23 protein-coding genes are annotated in these 21,301 nt (G+C 61.4%); 9 read left to right on the top strand and 14 right to left on the bottom strand.

The window, feature by feature from the left end; genetic code table 11:
• Positions 1 to 48: 48 nt before the first annotated feature.
• The 3 genes from ACI2KA_RS21310 to ACI2KA_RS21300 form a co-directional block, all read right to left on the bottom strand.
• Complete coding sequence (locus ACI2KA_RS21310; RefSeq protein ID WP_404504454.1) at positions 49 to 1,032, bottom strand: FecR family protein; 984 nt, start codon at positions 1,030 to 1,032, stop codon at positions 49 to 51.
• An 84-nt stretch (positions 1,033 to 1,116) separates the two neighbouring features.
• Complete coding sequence (locus ACI2KA_RS21305; RefSeq protein WP_404504453.1) at positions 1,117 to 1,623, bottom strand: RNA polymerase sigma factor; 507 nt, start codon at positions 1,621 to 1,623, stop codon at positions 1,117 to 1,119.
• A 206-nt stretch (positions 1,624 to 1,829) separates the two neighbouring features.
• A complete protein-coding gene (locus ACI2KA_RS21300; RefSeq protein WP_404504452.1) occupies positions 1,830 to 2,978 on the bottom strand; it encodes an ROK family protein in 1,149 nt (382 codons plus the stop codon).
• Positions 2,979 to 3,123: 145 nt separating this feature from the next.
• On the opposite strand from ACI2KA_RS21300, the gene ACI2KA_RS21295 reads away from it, so the two are divergent.
• From ACI2KA_RS21295 to ACI2KA_RS21270, 6 genes are all read left to right on the top strand, one after another.
• Complete coding sequence (locus ACI2KA_RS21295; protein WP_404504451.1) at positions 3,124 to 4,353, top strand: extracellular solute-binding protein; 1,230 nt, start codon at positions 3,124 to 3,126, stop codon at positions 4,351 to 4,353.
• A gap of 84 nt (positions 4,354 to 4,437) precedes the next feature.
• A complete protein-coding gene (locus ACI2KA_RS21290) occupies positions 4,438 to 5,478 on the top strand; it encodes an ABC transporter ATP-binding protein (RefSeq protein ID WP_404504450.1) in 1,041 nt (346 codons plus the stop codon).
• A complete protein-coding gene (locus ACI2KA_RS21285) occupies positions 5,478 to 6,332 on the top strand; it encodes an ABC transporter permease (RefSeq protein WP_404504563.1) in 855 nt (284 codons plus the stop codon). The genes ACI2KA_RS21290 and ACI2KA_RS21285 overlap by 1 nt, the downstream gene beginning before the upstream one ends.
• Complete coding sequence (locus ACI2KA_RS21280) at positions 6,332 to 7,195, top strand: ABC transporter permease (RefSeq protein WP_404504449.1); 864 nt, start codon at positions 6,332 to 6,334, stop codon at positions 7,193 to 7,195. The genes ACI2KA_RS21285 and ACI2KA_RS21280 overlap by 1 nt, the downstream gene beginning before the upstream one ends.
• 46 nt (positions 7,196 to 7,241) lie before the next feature.
• Positions 7,242 to 8,138 carry a glycerophosphodiester phosphodiesterase family protein gene (locus ACI2KA_RS21275; RefSeq protein ID WP_404504448.1) on the top strand — a complete coding sequence of 299 codons (897 nt, stop codon included), beginning with the start codon at positions 7,242 to 7,244 and terminating at the stop codon, positions 8,136 to 8,138.
• Positions 8,135 to 8,920: an inositol monophosphatase family protein gene (locus tag ACI2KA_RS21270; RefSeq protein WP_404504447.1), complete on the top strand. Its 786-nt coding sequence runs from the start codon at positions 8,135 to 8,137 to the stop codon at positions 8,918 to 8,920. The genes ACI2KA_RS21275 and ACI2KA_RS21270 overlap by 4 nt, the downstream gene beginning before the upstream one ends.
• 72 nt (positions 8,921 to 8,992) lie before the next feature.
• Here ACI2KA_RS21270 and ACI2KA_RS21265 read toward each other — a convergent pair whose 3' ends face one another.
• From ACI2KA_RS21265 to ACI2KA_RS21225, 9 genes are all read right to left on the bottom strand, one after another.
• A complete protein-coding gene (locus tag ACI2KA_RS21265) occupies positions 8,993 to 9,568 on the bottom strand; it encodes a flavin reductase family protein (RefSeq protein WP_404504446.1) in 576 nt (191 codons plus the stop codon).
• An 11-nt stretch (positions 9,569 to 9,579) separates the two neighbouring features.
• Positions 9,580 to 9,915, bottom strand: coding sequence for a ferredoxin FdxA (gene fdxA / locus ACI2KA_RS21260; RefSeq protein WP_065116941.1), 336 nt, complete (start codon positions 9,913 to 9,915; stop codon positions 9,580 to 9,582).
• Between the two features lie 102 nt (positions 9,916 to 10,017).
• Positions 10,018 to 10,617 carry a superoxide dismutase gene (locus ACI2KA_RS21255; RefSeq protein ID WP_404504445.1) on the bottom strand — a complete coding sequence of 200 codons (600 nt, stop codon included), beginning with the start codon at positions 10,615 to 10,617 and terminating at the stop codon, positions 10,018 to 10,020.
• A gap of 235 nt (positions 10,618 to 10,852) precedes the next feature.
• Entirely contained in the window at positions 10,853 to 11,650 is a 798-nt protein-coding gene (locus ACI2KA_RS21250; protein WP_404504444.1) for a 2-keto-4-pentenoate hydratase, read from the bottom strand.
• Between the two features lie 24 nt (positions 11,651 to 11,674).
• Positions 11,675 to 12,523, bottom strand: a complete 849-nt coding sequence (locus ACI2KA_RS21245) for a fumarylacetoacetate hydrolase family protein (protein ID WP_404504443.1) — start codon at positions 12,521 to 12,523, stop codon at positions 11,675 to 11,677.
• Positions 12,524 to 12,532: 9 nt separating this feature from the next.
• A complete protein-coding gene (locus tag ACI2KA_RS21240) occupies positions 12,533 to 13,219 on the bottom strand; it encodes a hypothetical protein (protein WP_404504442.1) in 687 nt (228 codons plus the stop codon).
• Between the two features lie 8 nt (positions 13,220 to 13,227).
• On the bottom strand, positions 13,228 to 13,977 hold the full coding sequence (locus ACI2KA_RS21235) for an SDR family NAD(P)-dependent oxidoreductase (RefSeq protein ID WP_404504441.1): 750 nt from the start codon (positions 13,975 to 13,977) through the stop codon (positions 13,228 to 13,230).
• 61 nt (positions 13,978 to 14,038) lie between these two features.
• Positions 14,039 to 15,028 carry an ABC transporter substrate-binding protein gene (locus ACI2KA_RS21230; RefSeq protein WP_404504440.1) on the bottom strand — a complete coding sequence of 330 codons (990 nt, stop codon included), beginning with the start codon at positions 15,026 to 15,028 and terminating at the stop codon, positions 14,039 to 14,041.
• A gap of 32 nt (positions 15,029 to 15,060) precedes the next feature.
• Positions 15,061 to 15,864: an ABC transporter permease gene (locus ACI2KA_RS21225; RefSeq protein WP_404504439.1), complete on the bottom strand. Its 804-nt coding sequence runs from the start codon at positions 15,862 to 15,864 to the stop codon at positions 15,061 to 15,063.
• A gap of 132 nt (positions 15,865 to 15,996) precedes the next feature.
• Between ACI2KA_RS21225 and ACI2KA_RS21220 the strand changes: the two genes are divergently transcribed.
• The 3 genes from ACI2KA_RS21220 to ACI2KA_RS21210 all read left to right on the top strand — a co-directional run bounded on the left by ACI2KA_RS21220 (position 15,997) and on the right by ACI2KA_RS21210 (position 19,038).
• Positions 15,997 to 16,806 (top strand): ABC transporter ATP-binding protein, encoded by an 810-nt coding sequence (locus ACI2KA_RS21220; RefSeq protein WP_404504438.1) that lies wholly within the window; start codon positions 15,997 to 15,999, stop codon positions 16,804 to 16,806.
• Between the two features lie 114 nt (positions 16,807 to 16,920).
• The gene (locus tag ACI2KA_RS21215; RefSeq protein ID WP_404504437.1) at positions 16,921 to 17,691 is read left to right on the top strand and encodes an IclR family transcriptional regulator; all 771 of its coding nucleotides are present in this window, start codon (positions 16,921 to 16,923) and stop codon (positions 17,689 to 17,691) included.
• A gap of 147 nt (positions 17,692 to 17,838) precedes the next feature.
• Positions 17,839 to 19,038 (top strand): AGE family epimerase/isomerase, encoded by a 1,200-nt coding sequence (locus ACI2KA_RS21210; protein WP_404504436.1) that lies wholly within the window; start codon positions 17,839 to 17,841, stop codon positions 19,036 to 19,038.
• Between the two features lie 129 nt (positions 19,039 to 19,167).
• Here ACI2KA_RS21210 and ACI2KA_RS21205 read toward each other — a convergent pair whose 3' ends face one another.
• Entirely contained in the window at positions 19,168 to 20,931 is a 1,764-nt protein-coding gene (locus ACI2KA_RS21205) for an ABC transporter ATP-binding protein (protein WP_404504435.1), read from the bottom strand.
• 269 nt (positions 20,932 to 21,200) lie between these two features.
• Positions 21,201 to 21,301, bottom strand: a 101-nt coding sequence (locus ACI2KA_RS21200; RefSeq protein WP_404504562.1) for a hypothetical protein, incomplete at its 5' end; no start/stop codon positions are given.

Genomic DNA, 21,301 nt, shown 5'->3' with positions numbered 1-21,301 from the left:
GAAAAGGCAGGCTGCCTCCTGACGTCGGAGCCGTAAAAAAAATACTTTTTATCGCGAGCGGACAAAAACCAGCATGTTCGAAAGCCGCGATACCGAAACGGGAAGGCTTTCTTCGAGAATGGTGAGCGCCTGATCGGTATCCTTCAGGTCAAAGATGCCGGATACGCGCTGTCTTGCCGCCGCCTCATCCAGAATGACGATGCGGCCGCGGCGATATTGCGAGAGGGTATCGAGGACCTCGCGCAGCGGCTGGCCGGAAAAGACGAGCTTGCCCTCGCGCCAGGCCATGCTGTTGGCGACATCTTTGTTCGCGCGCACCAACCTGCCGTCGTCGCCAAGCGTGACGGTTTCACCGGGTGTCAGCACGGCGACATCCGTATCCGTCGTCACCTCGACGCGGCCTTCCTCCACCTGCACCTCCTGCGGCAGCACGCCGCTGCCGGCGCGGACGGAATAATGCGTTCCGAGCGCCTTTGCCGTCAGGACTCCATCTTCGACTACAAAGGGCCGATCCGGGTTTTTCGCCACATCGAAATAGGCTTCGCCGCGAAGAAGGGTGATGCGCCGTTCGCTTGCTGAGTAATGTACGGTGATCGCCGTGTCGGTATTCAGGCTGATGCGGCTGCCGTCTTCCAGCGCCAGCACCCGCGTCTCGCCGATTTCGGTGTAATAATCCGCCTGCCAGCGGTCTGTCAGCCCGCTTTTCTGCGCAAACAGCGCCGCAAGCCCGATGAGGCAGAGACCGGCCACACCCGCCAGCATCGCCCGGCGCGGCCCGCGCCGTTTTTGCTGCCCGGCCGGTGCAAGCTCGATCTCGCCGAGTTCTCCCCAGAGGCTCTGCATGTCCTCATAGGCGCTGGCATGGGCGGCGTCGGCCCGCAGCCAGACATGAAACGCCTCGCGTTCCGCTGCGGTCGCGTCTGCGGATTGCATGCGCGCCACCCACAGCGCAGCCTCTTCGGCCAGGCTGTCATCGGTTAGGCTGTCATCAATTGGGCCGCCATCGTTCCGACCGTGCGGGCGCTCGTTCATGTCCTGATCTGCCGTTTGTTGCGTGCCGATGTTTGTTCCTTTTCCCTTATAGAGTGAAAAAGGATGCGAACACCTGATGCCGGTTTAGATTTTTATTTGTGCCCGGAGCTGACGGCAGTGCAGCAGCGCCTTGATGATGTGTTTTTCCACCATGTTGCGGGAAATGCCGAGCCGGACCGCGATCTCGCCGTTGGAGTGGCCATGCAGCCGGCTCAGCACGAAAACCTGCTGACAACGCGTCGGCAGGGCCTCGATGGCCCTCGCCATCAGGATGAGATGCTGCCGCCCGGCGACGATCCGCTCCTGCCCGGGTTCCTCGCAGGCAACGGCAAACCCCGCCTCGTAAGGGGCGAATAACGGCCGCTCGCGCGACTGGCGAATGACCGTCAGGCGGGCGACGGACCGGGCGATCTGGAAGAGATAGGCCTGCGGATTGTCGATGAGCGTCGCATGTGAGACTTCCAGCGCCCGCAGCAGGGTTTCCTGCATGGCGTCGGCGGCGTCTTCCCGGTTCTGCAGCCGCCGGCGGAAAAACCGCATCAGGCGGTTTTCCTCCTCGGCGTCGAGAACCTCAAACAGGGCTTTGCTCATCAATCGGTCCGGTGGCGTATTGGCTCGCTGCATGAAACCGGCGGCGGACATGCGCGCCGTTTCACGTGGCAATAAACATGATTATTGCTGTCATATTTACTGTCTTCCGGCGCCGGCTGCCAACCGGTAAAAAACCGCAGGGCGGATCAGGCTCACGTTTCCGTGATGATTGTTGCGGGATTACATCAGCCTGCCCGGGCGGTCCCCTAGAGGAAATAGCGCACCCGGAGCGGCAGCAGCGCAGCACCGATGGCGGATGGATCGCCCTTGGTTTCACTCAGAACCAGCTTCGCCTCCTTTGGCCCGACGCCATAACGATGTTCACGCTCTGAGGGCATGTGCGTGCGTTCGATCATCATCTGCCCAAGCGCGCGCGGCAATTGCCCGCCGAAGACGATGGCCTGCGGATCGAGGACCGCGATCAGGCCCGCCACCAGCCGGTCCACCTGCGGCATGGTTTCGGTCAGCCATTCTTCCACGCCCGGCCATGCGGGATCGAACCGCTGATAGAGCGCTTCGATCGAATGGATGTCGACGCCGTTTTTCTGCAGCGTGGCGATCAGATATTGCAAAGCCGGGCGTTTGGCCGATTCATCCGGGCTGTATATGCCGCTGAATTCGCCGGCATTGCCATGAAAGCCGTGAAACGGCTGGCCGCCAAGGATCAGCCCGCCGCCGAAACCATAGTTGAACGACAGATAGGCGAAGGTCTGGCACCAGGAGCCGACGCCGCGAAGGCTTTCGCCGATCGCGCCCGTGGTGGCGTTGTTCTCCAGCCAGACCGGCAGCTGGAACCGTTTCTCAAGGATCGGCTTCAGGTCCATCAGCGACCAGTCGAGCAGGGGCTCCGGCGCGTTGAAGGCGCGGTCTTCCGACACGAAAAAGCCGGACATCGAAAAACCGAGGCCAAGCAGGCGCTCGCGCGGGATGCCGTGTTGCGAGAGCAGCCGTTCGAGGGCCAGCGACAAGGCCGCAAGCGTCTCCTCCCGGTTTTCCGGAAGCATCTTCAGTTTTTCCTCGACAATCACGTCGCAGCGGAAATCGGCGATGCAGATGACGACGGAGTCGGTGTTGATGGAAATGCCGAGCGAATAGGCGGCTTCCGGCACCAGCTCGATGGTGGGGCTCGGCTGGCCGCGCGTGCCCTTGAGCGGCGCGCCGGTTTGCAGAAGCCCGCGCTCCTGAAGGCCTTCGATCAGCCGGTGCACGGATTGTTGCGTCAGGTTCGTATGGCCGGTGATCGAGGCGCGGGCAATGGGGCCGTGACGGCGCACGATATCCAGAATGAGACGCTCGTTTTCGCTGGCAAGCGGCTGGCGGTCAAAGGTCCGGTGCGGCGTCTGATCTGTTGTCATGGCCTTGGATAACGGCTGCGCGGGGCGGCGGCAACATGGGCCACTGGTTTGCGACAGCATTTTTCACTGGACTGTCACAAATATTACACTTAGAGTGTATTAATAAGGGGCCGGTCAACAACGGCTCCCCAGGAGGAACCATTCAATGCGCATGAAATTTCTTGCGATCGCCGCGCTTGCGCTGGCGACGACGGCAGCGCCGTGCCTATCGGCGGACAGCAACATGAAAAACCTCGACTTCGATCTGTCGAAGGTCACGCGCGACAATTTCTACGACATCGTCGTTCCCGCCGCCAAAGCGGAAGGCACGGTGACGATGTATAATTTCGCCGGCAGCTTTGCCGATACGTGGAAGGAGCTGATCACCCGCTTCGAAGCCAAATACGGCATCAAGGTCGCCTATAGCGACGTGAAGGGCGACCAGGCGAACCAGCAGCTGATCGCAGTACAGGCGGCGGGGCAGGATTCGCCGGTCGACGCCTATTTCGCCGGCGGCGGCAGCTATCCGCTGCTGTCCGCCAAGGGCGTTGTCGGCAATATTGCACTGACGAAGATCCTGCCGAACATGGCCAATTATAATCCGGAACTGGCCGAGACCGTTTTCGGCAAGGCGCATGGCGGCAGCTTCCCGCTGGTGCATCTCAACCAGACGGCTATCGGTTATGACTCCGCCTTCGTCAAGGCCGAGGACGTGCCGAAGAGCTTCGAGGAGCTGCTGGTCTGGGCGGAAAAGAATCCCAAGCGGCTTGGCGTCACCCTGCCGGCCAAGGGCGGCTCGGGCGGCGGCTTCATCTATTCGGTGGCGCTTAATTATCTCACCGGCGACTGCCGTGCAAAGCTCACCGACTATAACCAGACGCTGCAGCAGGCCGAAGACTGGGCGATGGACACCGAGTGCCTTGATCCCGTCTGGGACTATTACCGTCGTCTTCTGAAGGTGGCCGAACTGACCAACGGCAACGCCGATACGCTCAATCTCATCAACAACCAGCAGCTTCACATGGGCACCGTCTGGGAAGATCAGGTCATGAGTTTCCTCGGCACCAAGCAATTGCCCGACAGTTTCCGCGTTACGCTTCTCGAAAAAGGCCAGGTCGGCTCTGGCGACGCCATGTTCGTGCCGGCGAATGCGAAGAACGTCGCCGCCGCGCTGCTTCTGATCGACATGGCGATGAGCAAGGAGTTCCAGCTCTGGAAGCTGGAAAACAAGGCCTCCCGCTCTCCGCGCGCCGATGTCACCAATGATCTGATGCCGAAGGCCGTGCAGGAGCATGTGCTGCCGCAGAGCGTCTATCCGCGCCTGTCGCTGCCGGCTTTCTGGGACATGTCGACGGCGCTTGCCGAAGCGCTGGATGAAAAAGTCCTCAACCAGTAACGCCGTCGGGATTGCCGGACCGTGTGGCTGCAAGCGGCTGCACGGTCCGGATACTCCTGGTCAAAAATATGAGGGAGGCTCGCCATGAGTGAACTCGAGATCAGCAATATCAGCAAGGATTACGGGGCAAGCCGGGCGCTTCATCCCGTATCGATTACCGTGGAACGGGGTGAATTCGTCACCATTCTCGGCCCTTCGGGTTGCGGCAAGTCCACGCTTTTGCGCATCCTTACCGGCATCAGCCAGCCATCGGGCGGCGAGATCCGGCTTGGCGGCAGACGCATCGATCAGGCGCCGCCGGAAGCGCGCGATATCGCCATGGTGTTCCAGTCCTATGCGCTTTTCCCGCATATGTCGGTCGCCAAAAACCTCGGCTTCGGCCTGAAGATGAAGAAGGTTGCAAAGGATGAGCGGGTCCGCCGCATCGCCCATGCGCTGGAAATCTGCAATCTTGCCGGTCTGGTGGATCGCATGCCGCGGCAATTGTCGGGCGGCCAGCAGCAGCGCGTGGCGCTGGCGCGCGCCATCGTCATGCAGCCGAGCCTGCTGCTGTTCGACGAGCCGCTCTCCAACCTCGACGCCAAACTCCGCGACACGCTGCGCCATGAGTTGACCGAGCTTCACCGCCGCATCGGCGCGACCAGCCTTTATGTGACGCATGATCAGGCAGAAGCCATGGCAATGTCGGACCGGATCGTCGTCATGAATGCCGGCCGGGTGGTCGAGATCGGCACGCCGCTTGAGCTTTACCGGTCGCCGAAACACGCCTTTACCGCCGGCTTCCTCGGCCAGACCAATCTGCTGCCGGTCTCCGCCGCGGGAGAGCAGGCGCAATTGCCCTGGGGCCAGCCGGTGATGCTGGACCGGGCGGCGGCCGGCAATGTGCAGATTTCCGTTCGTCCGGAAAACATCCACATCCGCGCCGATCAGGCCGGTGACGGTACGGTTTCCGCCGTCTCCTTCATGGGCGCCAATGCGCTCTATACGGTCGAGATCGGCGGCCGCCAGATAAGGGTCAGCCAGTCCGGCGCCGAGACGCTGATCGATGCCGGGCAAAGGGTCGCGCTGCAGTTTCCCGGGTCGGTCCATCTTCTCGATGACGGGATGGCGGGGGAGGCGGCATGATGGCCGGGATCCTTCGCGACAGGCGCGCCCAGCTTCTCCTGCTGCTTTTGCCGGGGGTAGGTTATCTTCTGGTCTTCTTCGGCGGGCCGCTGCTGTCGGCACTGATCGGCAGCTTCAGGCAGGAGGATGGCAGCTTCACGCTGATGTTCTACCAGCGGATTTTCACCCGCCCCTCAATGCTCCGCGGGCTTACGACCTCCATCTATTACGGCGTCATGCCGGTCATCGTCTCGCTTGCGGCCTCGGTGCCGCTGGCGCTTCTGATCCGCAAGAGCTTTCTCGGGCGCAAGTTGTTCAGCGGGCTTTACAAGCTGCCGATGGCGGTGCCCGGCATCATCGTCGGCCTGATGGTGATCGTCGTTTTCGAAAGGGGCGGTTTTCTCGATCGTCTGCTCGCGCCGCTCGGGCTCGAACTGCCCAAGCTCGTGCGCGACGACTGGGGCATCGGCGTCATTCTCGCCAGCGTCTGGAAGCAGATACCCTTCATGACGCTGATCATCACCAGCGCCTTTGCCGCCATTCCCGAGGATATCCGCCATGCCTCGCGCACGCTTGGCGCGTCGCGGCTGAAGACCTTCTTCTTCGTGGAAGTGCCGCTCGCCATGCCGGGCATCACCGCCGCCATTCTCCTGACCTTCATCGGCTCCATGGGGTCTTACGCCATTCCCGATATCGTCGGCCCGCCGACGGCCCGGCCGCTTTCGGTGCTGATGATCCAGGAGTTCAATCAGGGCCGTTTTAATCAGGTCTATGCCATGGGCATGGTTCTGAGCCTCTTCGCCGTCACCGTGCTCATTCTTTATTATTCCCTGACATCCCGCATCGGCCCCGGCCAAAACCGAGGAGACGCATGATGAGTGTTATCGCCATTGAACCTGCCATCACTCCCCGCCGCCGCACCTTCACGCCGGAGGACCGGATTTTTGTCTCGATCGGGCTTTATGGCGCGCTGACGCTCGCCATAGCCGTGCCACTGGCGCTGATGTTTCTCTGGAGCATTGCCGACGGCTGGTCGCCGCCGCTCGTCGTGCCCAAGGATTATACCACGGCGCGCTGGGCAGGCATTCTGGGCGATGCGAGCCTCATCCGCGCCGCGGTCAACAGCATCGTCATCGCCATCGTCGTCACCTTCCTGACGGCGGCCATCGCGCTGCCCACCGCCTGGGCGATGGCGCGTTTTCCCTTCCGGCTGAAACGGCTGGTGGAGATTTTCATTCTGGCGCCGATCATCATTCCGGGGCTGGTCGTCGCCGTCGGCATCGGTCAGGTATTCCTGCTTTTCGGTCTCGCTTATTCGGTAACGGGGGTCATTCTGGTGCAGATCGTCGGCACCCTGCCGCTGATGATCCGGCTGATGACGGCGGCGCTGGAGACCATTCCCGACGATCTCATTCATGCCGCCCGTTCGCTCGGTGCGGGAACGGTCGGCATCGTGCTGCACATCATATTGCCGCTTGCGGTGCCCGGCCTTCTCGCCGGCGGGCTGATGTCCTTCATCGGCAGCTTCGAGGAATTCGACAAGTCCTTCATCGTCGGCGCGCCTGTCGTCGAGACGCTGCCGATCAAGCTCTACATGTATCTCGACCCCTATTCGATGCAGCTGCCGCTCGCCTCCATCGTCTCCTTCATCCTGCTTCTTCCCGCACTCGTCGTTTTCATCATCGCCGGCCGCATCCTGCGCGACGATCTGATGGCGGCAGGCATGGGGAAAATCTGATCCGGGCGCTCAAACCCGGTAATTGCAACGTCCGAAAGTGAAAACCATGCACCAGACCCTTGCCTCCTCCACAAAGACCTCCAATGCCTGCAATGTGCTTGCGCTCTGCGCGCGCGACAATCCCGCCATCCTGACCATCGCCCATCGCGGCTTCTGGACGGCCACCGCCGAAAACTCGCTTGCCTCCGTCCGCGCTGCGGTTGCGGCCGGCGTCGAGATGATCGAGATCGACACGCAGGCGACGGCCGACGGCCGGCTGGTCGTCATTCACGACGAAACGCTTGACCGCACCACGACGGGCAAGGGCACCGTGAGCGCGCTGCCGTTCGAGGTGGTTCGCGCAGCGAAACTGAAGGCCGGCGCGGGCGGCGATGCGGCTGGTGTGACCGATGAATGCGTGCCGACGCTGGAGGAATTGCTGGAAGAGGCGCGCGGCAGGGTCACCGTCAATATCGACACCAAATTCACCCGCGATCTGCCGCAGGTCATGGAAACCGTGCTGAGGCTCGGCGTCGAGGATCAGGTGCTGGTGAAGACCGATATCGATCCCGAGGCCAGCCGTTTCGCGGTGCTGGAGACCGACTGGTTCGGCAAGATCCCGCATATGCCGATGTTCCCGGTGAGAAAGGGCAGGTTCGCCGAGGATCTGCGCCGGATCGAGGCCTTGAAGGCGCCGATGATCGAGGTGAAATTTACCGATATCGCCGATCTCACCGAAGGCCGGGCCGAGATGGAGCGCCAGAATATCCGCCTGTGGATCAACTCGCTCGATGTGTCCCATTGCCTTGATTTCAACGATACGCGGGCGCTTTCAAATCCCGAAGCCGTCTGGGGCGCTCTTGCCGCGGCTGGCGTCGGGGCGATCCAGACTGATGAAGTCGAAGCCTTCACCGGCTGGCTGAAGACGGGCGCCGGCGCAACCGGCAGGGCGTGGACACGATGAGCGAGCGCCTCGACCGCGCCGTCGCCATCATCGAGGAAGCGATGGGCCTTGCCCTTCGCTTTTTCGAGGCGCGCGACGCCATCGCCACCCGGACGAAGGGTTTTCAGGATTTCGTCTCGGAAGCCGACACCACGGTCGAAAGGCTCATCCGTGACCGTCTGGCGGAAGCCTTTCCGGGCGAAACCGTGCTGGGCGAAGAAATGGGCGGCGTGGCCGATGACGCCTACTGGATCATCGATCCCATCGACGGCACCGCCAATTTCCTGCGCGGTTCGCCACTCTGGGGCATCTCGCTCGGCTTCGTGCGGGGCGGCCGGCCGGAACTCGGCATCGTCGCCATGCCGGTGTTCGGCGACATCTATGCGGCGGCGGATGGGACCGGGCTGATGCTGAACGGCAAGCCGCTTGCCCGCCATGTACCCTTCGAGGCTGTGCAGGTCTTGTCGCTCGGCGACAGCGCCGCCGCCGATGCGGAAGAGGTGGCGGCCCTCAACGTCGGGCTCCGGCATGCCGGCTGGGTGGTGGAATCCATCCGCTCGACATCGATCGGCCTTGCCTTTGCCGCGCGCGGCATCTTCGACGGCCATCTGCAGAAGCTGACGACCATGTGGGACATCGCCGGCGGCGTCGTCCTCGCGAGGGAAGCGGGTCTCGATGTCCGTATCGGAACGCGCCCCGGTAGCGGCATCCCCTGGGTCGCCGCCGCAACGCCGGCACTGATGGCGGTGACGGAAGGGCTGTGGCCGGAGGTCATGGAAAAGCAGGCGGCGGAACCCGTGTGAATTTCATCGCCATCGTTGCGTGCCCGGAACCCCGCAGTCCTTGCTCGTTCTTGAGGTAGCCCAGGCACGAGCTCACGAAATAACGGAGCTTGCTTCCCCCGTACCGGTATAGGCGCGCGCGCTCCAGAGCAGGGCCTTGCGCAACGGATCGGACGTCGCTTCGATGATGGCGCCGACGAAGAGGATGTGGTCGGCGGCGTCGATGGAGCCGACGAGTTCGCAATCCATGGAGAGCAGCGCCTCGGCAAGCCTTGGGTTTCCCGAGGGCCAGGCGTCCCAGCGGCCGAGCGAAAACCGGTCCGGCAGGTTGCCTTTTCCGGCAAATGCGTCGGCAACCTCTTCCTGCCCTCTCGCCAGTGCGGCGACGGAGAAGCGTCGGCTTGCGGCGATGAGATCGACCATGCGGCTGCTGGCATCGATGGAGATCATCAGAAGCGGCGGCTCTGCGCTGAGCGGCATGAAGGAGGTGATCGTGCGCCCGATCCGCTCACCCGCATGGGCGGCCGTGGCCACCGCCACGGTGAAGGCGAGGCCGGCCATCGCATCCTTGAACTCACGCGGTGAGATCGTCGGGGAGGTGGAGGTCTTCAGCGGAATATGCGCGTGATTGACGACACCGCCATCGATCAGCCTGAGATTATGAGACATGCAGTGCCGGGCTAACCGCCCGCTCCCGGATTTTTCGAAAAAATGGAAAACTTGGCCGCGGCGCCATTCATGATGTCGGCATTGTCGGGCGGCGTCCTTTTCTGGTGCACGCGCGGCCAGATGCCGGAATAGTGGCGGTTGAGGTCAAGCCAGACATGCAGACCCGCCTCGGTATCCGGCCTGATCGCAGCCGCAGGACATTCGCGCTCGCAGATGCCGCAATCGATACATTGGTCGGGATGGATGACGAGCATGTTCTCGCCTTCATAAAAGCACTCGACCGGGCAGACCTCCACACAGTCCATGTATTTGCAGGCGATGCAGTTTTCGGTGACGACATAGGGCATGGGGATGCTCGAATGGAGTTGCAGCCGGACGGCGGCAGTCCGGCTGCGCCTGGCCCGGCCGGCCGCCCAGGGCAGCGGCGCCGGCCGGGTCCGGGGAGGGGATCAGAGGCGGGCGGCCACTGCCTGCCAGTTCACCAGATTGTCGAGGAAGTTCTCGATATAGGCCGGACGCTTGTTGCGGAAATCGATGTAATAGCTGTGTTCCCACACATCGCAGCCGAGAAGCGCCTTCTGCCCGAAGCACAGCGGGTTGACGCCGTTTTCCGTGCGGGTGATCTTCAACGAACCATCGGTATCCACCACCAGCCACGCCCAGCCCGAACCGAACTGCGATGCGCCGGCGAGGGCGAAATTCTGCTTGAACAGCGATACCGACCCGAAGGATTGTGTCAGCGCATCGTCCAGCGCCTTTGGAATGGCATGATTTTCCGGCCCCATGATCTCCCAGAAGAGATTGTGGTTCCAGTGCTGGGATGCGTTGTTGAAGATGCCGGACTGCGCCACCGCGCCCTTTTCATAGGTGCCGCGGACTATGTCCTCAAGGCTGCTTTTCTCCCATTCGGTGCCTGATATCGCCTTGTTGAGATTATCGACATAGGCCTTGTGGTGGATATCGTGATGAAACTTCAGCGTCTCCTCGGACATGCCCGAAGGGGCGAGCGCATCATGGGTATAGGGGAGATCGGGAAGCTGGAAAGCCATGGGGTATCCTTTGTCACTGTTCGCTCAAGAGCATGGAAAAGCCTTGCGAAAACAAGGTGACACCACTTCTAGAACTTCAACCATGGTTGAGGTCAAGCGGTTTTTTTGGCAGTCGACCGGGCCTGAAATGCCGGCTGGCGCGCCGGCAAGGGCACGCTGCAAATGCGCGGCCCGACATCGCATGAACGGTGCCGGGGAGCCGAGTGCGAGACGAGGCGAGAGGCGCTTCCGCCCGTTACCGAAGGGTTCCCGGCCGGTGCTCGGCAAGCGTAAACGCCGCCACCGCCTTCATCTGAATGTGTATATCGGTGGCAAGAGTACCGGGTATTACGCCACAGAGGCTGCCCGTCGTCACCACCTGACCCGCCTTGAGCAGGCCGCCCTTGTTGATGGGAGCATTCGCAAAGGCGACCAGCGGCGCGAGGATGTCGCCGTTCGGATGTCTCGCCGTGGCATCGAACAGCTCGACCGACCCTTCCGTCACGGTCAGATGCGGCAGGCCCGCTTCATTCCCGGCAAAGACATCCAGAATGCCGCGATCGACTTCCGGGCCGATGGCAAAACCGTGATTGGCAAGGCGGTCGGCCAGAAACAGCGGGAAGGGGACCTGGTTTTTCTCGACCAGCCTGTAGCGCAGCAGTTCCGCGCCGAGATGGACCTTGTCGATATGCCGGATCAAATCGACCCTGCTGAGGGCGACCGCGCCCGCTGCCGGAATGTCGGCGGCAAGCGTGAAGCAGATTTCAACCTCGATGCCTTCCGTCCCGCTGTTCGGAAAGACGGCGACATCATCCTCCCCGGCCCAGTGGCAATCCAGCATCAGGGCGCCAACGGCTTCTCCATTCGGGCGGATCGCCAGCTTCCAGCCTTTCACGGCCTTTCCGGCAAGTCCGGCGAATGCCCGCTGGACGGCCATTGCCGTTTCGAAACCGTCCGGAACAAGGCCGCCGGCCTCCAGCTCCGCCAGAGGAATTTTTACGCCGGCGCGGTCAGCCCCTAGATATCGTTGCGCCAGTTCTTCGATCACCGTCATTGCCGTCACCATTCCCTGCTGCATTTACGCATGGAATGCTGTCACGATTTGGCGTTGCCTGCCAAGGCCATCGATGCCGAGTTCCACCACATCGCCGGCTTTCAGGAAGACCGGCGGCTTCATTCCAAGCCCGACGCCGGGTGGCGTGCCGGTGGTGATGACATCGCCGGGCATGAGGCGCATGAAACGGCTGATATAGGAGACCAGCGTTGCGATCGGGAAGATCATCTTGGATGTCGATCCGGTCTGCATGCGTCGGCCGTTGACATCCAGCCACAAGCCGAGGTTCTGCACGTCGTCGATTTCGTCCGGCGTGACCAGCCACGGCCCGAGCGGTCCGAAGGTCGGGCCGCTCTTGCCCTTGGTCCACTGGCCGCCACGCTCGATCTGGAAGGCGCGCTCTGACACATCGTGGCAGATGCAGAAACCGGCAATCACCGAAGATGCGTCTTCTTCGCGGACATGATAAGCGGGCTCGCCGATCACGAAGGCGATTTCCACCTCCCAGTCGGTCTTTTCCGAATCCTTCAAAAGCACGATCGGATCATGCGGGCCGGAAATGCAGGAGGTATGTTTATTGAACAGTACCGGTTCCTCGGGGATGGGCGTGTTCGTTTCCAGCGCGTGGTCGCTGTAGTTCAGGCCGACGGCGACGAAATTTCCGACAGCACCGACGCAGGGGCCGATCCGCACATCGGCAGGCACTGCCGGAAGTGACGAAAGGTCGATCCTGGCCAGCGTTTCAAGCGAGCGGCGCGACAGGCTTGGTCCGCAGATATCCGGGACGATGGACGAAAGATCGCGGATAATGCCGTCGGCGTCGATCGCTGCCGGCCTTTCCTGGCCGGACGGTCCGTAACGAAGAAGTTTCATGCTGTTTTCCTATGCGGCTGATTGCTCAAGGGCGTTTTCGCCGAGCGCAAATTCAAGGCGGTAAAGGCCGTGTTTTACCGGCCCGGTCAGATATTCTTCCGGCAATCTGCTTGCCAGGGCATCGGCAGCGGCCGTGACGGAAAGCGCCGAGCCGCCCTCGATCATGATGATCCAGTTCGGCACGCCCACCTGCCGCCCCTTGCGTTCGGCGGTTTCCAGGCTGCTGGCGCCATTATCGGCGATGCACAGATGCGTGCCGCTGACGCCGTTGCTTTTGCCGATCTCGGCGAGTGCTTCGATGAGGATGGTCCGCAGTGTCGTTTCGCGGCCGTCGGCGGCGTCAAACCGGAACGTGGCGATAAAGCCGCCATCGCCGCAGCCATGGGAATATGCGGTATTGCAGACGCCACGGGTGGTGTTGCGGAAATCCGCCGTGGATCGTCTCGTCCATTCGGTAGGGTTGTTCAGCCTGTCGAGATAGGGCTGGCCGACGAGCACCTGCGCATCCGCCGCCTCATAAAGCGTAAAATACTCCGGCGTGCCCCGCTCGGCAACGTAACGGCGTCCGCGCAGGAAGCCGGCAATCGCCACCCGCTCCGGAATATGTTCGCGATTGTGCCATTCGATGAAATTTTCGCGGCCTTCCGGCAAGATGTCGTTCCAGATGGCGACGACGGCCTTTCCCAAAAGAGACATTGGTTACCTCAATATGTTGCACGACCGCCGGACAGGTCGAAAACCGCGCCGGTCGAAAAGCTGCATTCGGAAGAAGAAAGCCAGGCCACCATGCTGGCGACTTCGGCGGGGTCGAGAAAACGCCGCATGGGAATGCGGGAAAGAATGTCGTCCAGCCGTTCCCTGGGCGCATCGATGCTCATCGCCGTCATGGAGGCGGCCGGGGTGATGGCGTTGACGAGAATATCCGCTGTCGCCAGTTCCTTGCCGAGGCTTTTGGTCAAAGCCACCAGCCCGGCCTTGGCGGCGCTGTAGGCGGCGGCCTGGTGCATGCCCTCCTTGGCCTGAATGGAGGCGACATTGACGATGCGGCCGAAACGGCTCTGCCGCGCGGTTTCGATCATCAGCGGCACCAGGGCGCGGCAGACCAGAAACGAACCGAACAGATTGACATCGATGATCCTGCGGAATTCCGCCACCGGGATTTCCCAAAGAGGCGCGACAGCGCCGACGATACCGGCATTGTTGACAAGGATATCGAGCCTGCCGAATTCGCGGCGCAGTTCGGCCGCGGCCGTGTCGATGCTCGCCATATCGGTAATGTCGACCCCGGTGCAGGGCAGGGTGGCGAGGTGCTGCCGTTCCAGCGCGGCCGGCAGGTCCCAATGGACCACCGTTGCACCGCAGTCGCGCAGTCTCTGGCTGATGGCGGTGCCGAAACCGCCGGCGGCACCGGTGACGAGCGCCACCTTGCCTTCGAGATCATAATGTGTGGGCATGTTCCAAACCATTGTTCCGCCTCGAACCCGGCGTATTCCGCCGGGTTCGAGGTGTCGGGGCTCATTTTGCGATCAGGCTGTTGGTGAAGAAGGCATCCGCCGGCATATCGGTCTTGATATCCTGATATTCCTTCATCAGGTCGAGCGTCTGCTGCCAGTCGGCCACCGCCATTTCCCCAAGCGGTGCGGTGGGGGCGGAAGGCGATGGCAGAAGCTTGAGCGAGATTTCAAGCTGCTCCTTCAGCAGTTTCGGATCGCCGGTCGGCTTTTCCTTGACCGCGGCCGCAACCGCCGCCGCCGGATCGGCCTTGGCCGCCTCGATGGATTTCAGAGAGGCGGCAACAAAGCGCCTGACGAGATCCCCATTGCTGTCGATCAGCCTGCTGTTGGTGATGATCGTCAGGCCCTGCGTGTTGACGCCGAGTTCGGCAAAAGAAAACACTTTCTGTTGCAGACCTTTGGAGTTGAGGACCACGACCTGGTTTTCCAGCCCGCCGAGGATGCCGGCGGCGCGATCCTGCATGATGGCGATGATCTTGCCGGGGCCGTCGACATTGAGGATATTGACCTTCGAGGCGTCAACGCCGTTTTTCTTCCAGATGGCGGGCAGCAGCGCCAGGGACGCTTCGCCGGCGCTGGCGGCAACCGTCTTGCCTTCCACATCCTTGATGGAATTCACGCCGGCATCCGTGCGGAACGTCATTGCGTAGGGGGATGTATTGAGAAGGCCGAGCACGGATTTAACGGGCGCGCCCTTGGAGGCGCCGGCAATGACGCTGCCGCCGTCGGCAATGCCGAACATGTCGCCGCCGGTTGCGACGGATTGTACGGTGCGGGCCGAGCCCTGGCCTTCGCCGATCTGCAGGTCGATGCCGGCATCCTTGTAGAAACCCTTCTCCGCGCCGTAATAAAAGATCGTGTGGACGCCGCTCAAAAGGAAATTGAGGCGCAGCGTGACCTTGTCTTCTGCCGCCGCCGGCTGCATGCCGGCCAGGCCGACAGCGAGTGCGATAACGCCGCCCGCAAGCGTTTTCTTCATTGTATTGAACATCTTATCCTCCCGTTTTTAATTGAAGTCTTGATTTAGGTCGCGCTTTTCCCGACGGTAAAGTCGTCCCGGCGCTGGGAGACGTGCCAGGGGATGGCGAAGCGCTCGATCAGTTCCACGATGCCGTAGAGAAGCAGGCCAAGCAGGCTCAGCACGATGATGACGGCAAAGGTCATGCTGGTGTTCATGTTGCCGTTGTAGTTCAGCAGCAGGTAACCAAGCCCGTTATCGGACGCGACGAATTCCGCCACCACCGCTGCGGTGGCCGAAAGCGCGGCCGCCACCTTGAAGCCCGCAAAAAGCGAGGGCAGGGCGCCCGGCAGTTCCACTTTCCAGAAGATCTTCAGCCGTCCCGCCCGGTAGCTCCTGGCGAGGTCATAAACGTCCGGCTCGATGGACTTGAAGGCCACGATGGAGTTGACGACGATCGGGAAAAAGGAAAGCAGGAAGACCAGCAGGATTTTCGACGGCAGGCCGAAGCCGACCCAGATGATGAAAAGCGGTGCGATGGCGATCTTGGGAATGATCTGCAGGATCACCAGCAGCGGATAAAAGATCGCCTCGAAAGCGCGGGAATAGACCACCAGCAAGGCGAGCAGCGTACCCATGACCACGGCGACGAGGAAGCCCAGCACCATGGGCTGCAGCGTGTAGAGCGATGCGGTAAACACCACCGGCACGTTATTATAAAGATCGGCGAAGATCCTGCTCGGGGCAGGCAAGATATATTCCGGCACCTTCAGCGCCCGGACGGCGATCTCCCATACGACCCCCGCCCCCACCAGACTCCCGATCGTGTGGGCTTGGCCTTTGACGGCCCCCAAGACATTCCAAGACATGTTTCCTCCCGAAATCGCCCGTCATCGGACAGACAATTTTTAATTTCTGGAACAATGTTCCATATGGACTGATGTTTCGTCAAGTGGTAATTCAGGGATGAAACAGGAATTGGCATGCAGCGGGAGGAATGGATGTTGCAGACGAAAACCGAGAGGACGACCTATGAGCCGGGCGTATTGCTGCAAGGGGTCAGCAAATATTTCGGGCACGCGGATGCGCCGGTCGTGGCGCTGGAAAAACTTGACCTGACGATTGGGGATGGCGAATTCGTGGCGATTGTCGGGCCGTCCGGCTGCGGCAAATCGACGATGATGCGGCTGATTTCCCGGCTTTCCCAGGCCAGCACCGGCCAGATTTCCGTCTTCGGCGACGTTTCGAAGGAGCCGCCGCCGGGCATGAGCATCGTCTTCCAGAACCATGTGCTGCTGGCGTGGCGCACGATCATCGACAATGTGCTGTTCCCGGCGGAAATGACCGGCCGCAACCGTGAGGAGCTGCGGCCGCAGGCCCTGGCGCTGCTCGAATCCGTCGGACTGAAAGATTTTGCCGACCGTTTTCCGCACGAATTGTCCGGTGGCATGAAGCAGCGCGCGTCGATTGCGCGGGCGCTTTTGCTGCAGCCGCGATTGCTGCTGATGGATGAGCCCTTCGGCGCGCTGGATGCCCTGACGCGCGAACAGATGCGTATCGACCTCGAGGCCCTGTGGTTGAAGAACCGCATGACGGTGGTGTTCATCACCCATTCCATCGACGAGGCGGTTCTTCTGGCGGACCGTGTCATCGTCATGACGCCCCGGCCCGGCCGGATCGAGAAAGTACTGGAGATCGACATGCCGCGCCCACGCGGATTGGCGGCGCGGCGGGAGCCGGAATTTATCGAGAAATCCGAGGAAATCACCGAGATATTCCTTTCACGCGGCATTTTGCAGCGCCATGCCTGAAACGGCGGCGTCTTTCCCGCTTCCGTGCAGGAATGCGGGAAAGACGCCGCACCCTCTTGATGAGGCATCGTCTTTTGATTGAAAAGACCGACGCCTATGCGACTGGAGACTGAAATGGACAGGACGATCAACGTACCAAGCGGCGGGGTCGAGCGGACGATCGCCATGCTGGAGCTTCTCGCCCTGGCGGAGGAGCCGCTCAAGCTTTCCGATGTCGCCCACCAGCTCGATATCCCGAAAAGCGCATGCCACCGTATCCTGACATCGCTGATCGACAATGGCTGGGCATGGCAGAGCCCAGAAAGCGACTGTTACGCCCTGACGATGCGCATGGCGCTGGTGGGCCAGAAACAGCTGGCTCGGTTGCAGGTTTCGGATCTCAGGCAACCGATCCTCAACGCCCTGGCCGAGCGCACCCGCGAGCTCGTCCGCCTGACGGCCGTACAGAACAATATGCTCGTCTGGGTCGGCTCGGCGCGCGGCCGCCGCTCCGGCCTCGTCTTCGAACCCGACATGAGCGCCGGCATCGTGCCTTATGCCACCGCGAACGGAAAAATATGGCTGGCGAGCCTTGAGCGGGAAAAGGCTCTGCGGATCGCGCTTGAAGCCGGGCTCGGCCAGGCCGGCCAGCAGGCCGCCAATGCCATCAACACCATCGAGGCGCTCAACAGGGAACTGGACGCCGTCGCCCGCCTCGGTTACGGCCGCGCGGTTGGCGAGGCCGAGGAGGGGGTCGGAGCGATAGCCGTCGCCATCCGCCAGGGAAACGACGTCGTCGGCACCATGAGCGTCGCCGCACCGCTGACCCGGCTGACCGACGCGAGGGTGGCGGAGATCATGCCGTTATTGATGCGTGCGGCGAGCGATATGGAGATCGCGTGGTAGCGGCGTCCGGATGACCGGAATGATGTGCAAGATGTGTATTTAGTGCAGGAATGCCGGGTGCTTCGTCAAATCCGGTTTGTCGTACTTGTTTCTGGCTGTCCTTTGCGTATTGGTGCCTTTTCACGACGCCGAATAGAGAGCGACCGCATGACAGTGCAATTTCCGAGCATCGGGCAGACGCTTGCCGAGGAGATCGGGACCCTACGGCGATGGCTTGATGAGGACGCCCTGCCTTTGTGGTGGGAGGCAGGTTCGGCCCGTCCGGATGGCGGTTTTTACGAACGTCTCGGCCAGGACGCCAAACCGGTTTTTTCCGATGACCGCCGTGCCCGCGTGCAGCCGCGCCAGGCCTATTGTTTCGCCGCCGCCGGCCAGCACGGCTGGCAGGGGCCATGGAAAGACGCGCTGCTGCACGGCCTGAGCTGGTTCGAAAAGGTCTATCGCCTCGAAAACGGCCTTTACGGCAACCTCGCCGACCAGGCCGGCCGGCTGATCGATCCCACCTTCGATCTCTACAATCAGGCCTTTGCGCTTTTTGCCGCCGCCCAGACAGCCGCAAGCCTTCCCGACCGCAGGCAGGAGATGCGCGTCAGGGCGCTCGATATCCTCGCCATCCTCGAACGCGACTACAGACATCCTGTCGCCGGTTTCGAGGAGGCGAACCCGCCGCGCACGCCGCTCTGCTCCAATCCGCACATGCATCTGTTCGAGGCGATGCTGGCCTGGGAGACCGAGGATCCGGACGGTCCGTGGGCGGCCCTGGCCGACGAGATCGCCGGGCTTGCGCTCACCCGCTTCATCGATGGCGGCAATGGGGGCCTGCGGGAATTCTTCGACCATGACTGGACGCCTTACGCGGGCGAGAAGGGCCGGATCATGGAGCCGGGCCACCAGTTCGAATGGGCGTGGCTGCTGGTGCGCTGGGGCAGCCTGCGCGGTCATGACGAGGCGATCGGCAAGGCCAAGCGCCTGTTCGCGATCGGTGAGGAGCACGGCATCTGCCTGCGCCGCAAGGTGGCGGTGATGAGCCTCTACGATGATTTCTCGATCCATGACGGGTTGGCGCGGCTGTGGCCGCAGACGGAATGGCTGAAGGCGGCGGTGCGGCTTGCCAGTGTCACGTCCGGCGAGGAAAGGCAGCGTTACCTCGCCTCCGGGCTGCGGGCGATCGGCGCGCTGCAGCCGTTCCTCGACACGCCGGTCAGGGGCCTGTGGTTCGACAAATGGCCGGCCGACAGGCCGATGCTCGACGAGCCGGCGCCCGCCAGCACCTTTTATCACATCGTCTGCGCCATCTATGAGGCACAGGCCGTGTTGGAGATCGGTGGGTACGTTACAAGTCACTAAACGGTGCCTGCCTGCCGCTCCGCTGCCCCTCATCGTCAGGGCAGCGCGGTAATCACCGTTGGTATGCCCGTAATCAGGCGACCCGTCGACGTCGTGGGCCGCTGCCCCACCCGTCAGCCCGGCTGCTGATCACGCGACATCGGCATCGAACTGGATGCTGTGAAGCCGCTTGTAAAGGCCGTCATTGGCAAGAAGCTCCCGCCTGCTGCCCTGTTCGGCGACTTCGCCATTGTCCATCACGACAATCTTGTCGGCACGATTGATGGTGGAAAGACGGTGGGCGATGACGATTGACGTCTTGTTCAGCGTCAGCCGCTCAAGCGCATCACGAACGAGGGCTTCGGATTCGGAATCCAGCGCACTTGTTGCTTCGTCAAGGATCAGGATATCGGCGTCTCTCAGCATGGCGCGTGCAATCGCCACGCGCTGTCGCTGTCCGCCGGACAATCCGGAACCGTTTTCACCGAGCCTGGTATTATAGCCGTCAGGCATGTTCATGATGAAGTCATGGGCGTTGGCCGCTTTGGCCGCCGCTATGATCTCTTCTTCCGTGGCGTTATCACGACCAACGGAAATATTGTGCTTCACGGTTCCAGAAAACAGGAATGTTTCCTGCCCGACGTAAGAAACCTGCTCGCGCAGGCTTGCAAAGGAGGCGTCGCGCAGGTCCATCCCATTGATCTCCACGGACCCGCTTTGCGGGTCGTAAAGGCGCATCATCAGATTGATGATGGTGGATTTACCACTGCCGGAGGGGCCGACCAGCGCGGTCATCTTGCCCCCTTCAAACAACAGGCTGACATCCTTCAGAACGGGTTGTCCTGTAACATATTCGAAGCTCACATTCTTGAGTTCGACAGCGCCCGTCGTCCGGGGAAGGGGCTCTGCATCCTTTTTCTCGGCCAGCGTCAGCGGGGCATCCAGCACCTCGAACATCATCCGCACGCCGATCATGCCGCCCTCGATCTGTACCCGCATGCGGGCCAGACGCTTCGCCGGTTCGTAAGCGAGCAGCAGCGCGGTGATGAACGCCATCAGATCGCCCGGCGAACCGCCCTTTTCAAGGACGGTGTAACCGGACACGGCGATAACGACGGCAATTGCAAGGCCTGACAGCGTTTCCATGATGGGGCTGGTTGCCGCTTCCAGCTTGGCGATGCCATTGGCGCGCTGCTCCACATCGGAAACCGCCTTGTTCATGCGTTGGCGCATCAGCTTTTCCAGGGAGAAAGCCTTGATGACACGAACGCCGATGCTGGTTTCCTGCACGACATTGACGATCTCGCCGAGCGAAGCAAGTTCGGCTTCCATGATCTTGCGCACGCGGCGCAAGACAAGCCGGACGCTGAAGATGGCAAGAGGACCGATAATCATGGAAATCGCGCTCAGAAGGAAATTCTGGGCAAACATCACGATGATCAGGCCGATAAGCGAAAACAGGTCGCGGACGAACGACGTGACGATCGTATCGATGACGCTGCGCGCCGACTGCGCATTGTATGTCACACGAACCAGCAATTCGGAGGAGGGCAGGTTCTGAAAGAATGAAACGCCCTGCTTGAGCAGCCGGTCGTAAATCTTGCGCTGTTGCTCCGCCACAATGCTGTTGCCGGCCTTGCTCAGATAGTAGCTCTGCACAAAAGTGGCGAGGCCCTTGACGATGAAGATGGCGGCGACTGCAAATGCAATCTCGAGAACGACATCGAAGCCCTGTTTCAGATAAACGCTGTTGACGATATCGCGCATGATCCATGCGCTCAGCGATGTCGTGCCCGCAACAACGACCATCGCCGCGATTGCCGCAGAATACCAGCCCACGTGCTTTTTGAAGTTTTCTTTGAAAAGTCGCACCAGCAACTTCTTGTCGTTTTCAGACAAAAAAGATCCGATCACGGAGATATCCTTAATTAGCCGATACCACTACGACTTGAGAAATTGACGGTTGTCCATTTCGATCATTTTGACCGGGAAACCAGTCGCTATCTGTTCCGAATAGGTAAGCCACATCGTACTTCGTTTGATGATCCCGTATCAACTGGCTTAATAATTTCTCTCGGCGCTGGAGAAGTCTTCAGACTCTTTGTTCGAGCGAACCAAATAGTGCGATGGCTGGCGAGTGTCAACATCCCGCCGCCGCCGGGTCGCATGCTGAAAACGCGTGTTTACGTTCGCTTGTAATCATCCTCGATACGGATGACATCGTCCTCTCCGATATAGGCTCCGGTCTGGATTTCGATGAGTTCGAGGGGGATCTGGCCGTTAT

This window comes from Agrobacterium sp. NPDC089420, from assembly GCF_044900305.1.
Lineage (GTDB): Bacteria > Pseudomonadota > Alphaproteobacteria > Rhizobiales > Rhizobiaceae > Agrobacterium.
This window is presented reverse-complemented; position numbering and strand designations above follow the sequence as displayed.

Bases quoted from the DNA above. Each gene is read 5' to 3' on its own strand.
- fdxA (WP_065116941.1), bottom strand. From the start codon at position 9,915: ATGCCCTATGTCGTCACCGAAAACTGCATCGCCTGCAAATACATGGAC.
- ACI2KA_RS21230 (WP_404504440.1), bottom strand. From the start codon at position 15,028: ATGTTCAATACAATGAAGAAAACGCTTGCGGGCGGCGTTATCGCACTC.
- ACI2KA_RS21270 (WP_404504447.1), top strand. From the start codon at position 8,135: ATGAGCGAGCGCCTCGACCGCGCCGTCGCCATCATCGAGGAAGCGATG.
- ACI2KA_RS21300 (WP_404504452.1), bottom strand. From the start codon at position 2,978: ATGACAACAGATCAGACGCCGCACCGGACCTTTGACCGCCAGCCGCTT.
- ACI2KA_RS21265 (WP_404504446.1), bottom strand. From the start codon at position 9,568: ATGTCTCATAATCTCAGGCTGATCGATGGCGGTGTCGTCAATCACGCG.
- ACI2KA_RS21245 (WP_404504443.1), bottom strand. From the start codon at position 12,523: ATGAAACTTCTTCGTTACGGACCGTCCGGCCAGGAAAGGCCGGCAGCG.
- ACI2KA_RS21310 (WP_404504454.1), bottom strand. From the start codon at position 1,032: ATGAACGAGCGCCCGCACGGTCGGAACGATGGCGGCCCAATTGATGAC.
- ACI2KA_RS21225 (WP_404504439.1), bottom strand. From the start codon at position 15,864: ATGTCTTGGAATGTCTTGGGGGCCGTCAAAGGCCAAGCCCACACGATC.
- ACI2KA_RS21295 (WP_404504451.1), top strand. From the start codon at position 3,124: ATGCGCATGAAATTTCTTGCGATCGCCGCGCTTGCGCTGGCGACGACG.
- ACI2KA_RS21240 (WP_404504442.1), bottom strand. From the start codon at position 13,219: ATGTCTCTTTTGGGAAAGGCCGTCGTCGCCATCTGGAACGACATCTTG.
- ACI2KA_RS21275 (WP_404504448.1), top strand. From the start codon at position 7,242: ATGCACCAGACCCTTGCCTCCTCCACAAAGACCTCCAATGCCTGCAAT.
- ACI2KA_RS21280 (WP_404504449.1), top strand. From the start codon at position 6,332: ATGAGTGTTATCGCCATTGAACCTGCCATCACTCCCCGCCGCCGCACC.
- ACI2KA_RS21210 (WP_404504436.1), top strand. From the start codon at position 17,839: ATGACAGTGCAATTTCCGAGCATCGGGCAGACGCTTGCCGAGGAGATC.
- ACI2KA_RS21215 (WP_404504437.1), top strand. From the start codon at position 16,921: ATGGACAGGACGATCAACGTACCAAGCGGCGGGGTCGAGCGGACGATC.
- ACI2KA_RS21305 (WP_404504453.1), bottom strand. From the start codon at position 1,623: ATGAGCAAAGCCCTGTTTGAGGTTCTCGACGCCGAGGAGGAAAACCGC.
- ACI2KA_RS21235 (WP_404504441.1), bottom strand. From the start codon at position 13,977: ATGCCCACACATTATGATCTCGAAGGCAAGGTGGCGCTCGTCACCGGT.
- ACI2KA_RS21250 (WP_404504444.1), bottom strand. From the start codon at position 11,650: ATGACGGTGATCGAAGAACTGGCGCAACGATATCTAGGGGCTGACCGC.
- ACI2KA_RS21220 (WP_404504438.1), top strand. From the start codon at position 15,997: ATGTTGCAGACGAAAACCGAGAGGACGACCTATGAGCCGGGCGTATTG.
- ACI2KA_RS21285 (WP_404504563.1), top strand. From the start codon at position 5,478: ATGGCCGGGATCCTTCGCGACAGGCGCGCCCAGCTTCTCCTGCTGCTT.
- ACI2KA_RS21255 (WP_404504445.1), bottom strand. From the start codon at position 10,617: ATGGCTTTCCAGCTTCCCGATCTCCCCTATACCCATGATGCGCTCGCC.
- ACI2KA_RS21290 (WP_404504450.1), top strand. From the start codon at position 4,438: ATGAGTGAACTCGAGATCAGCAATATCAGCAAGGATTACGGGGCAAGC.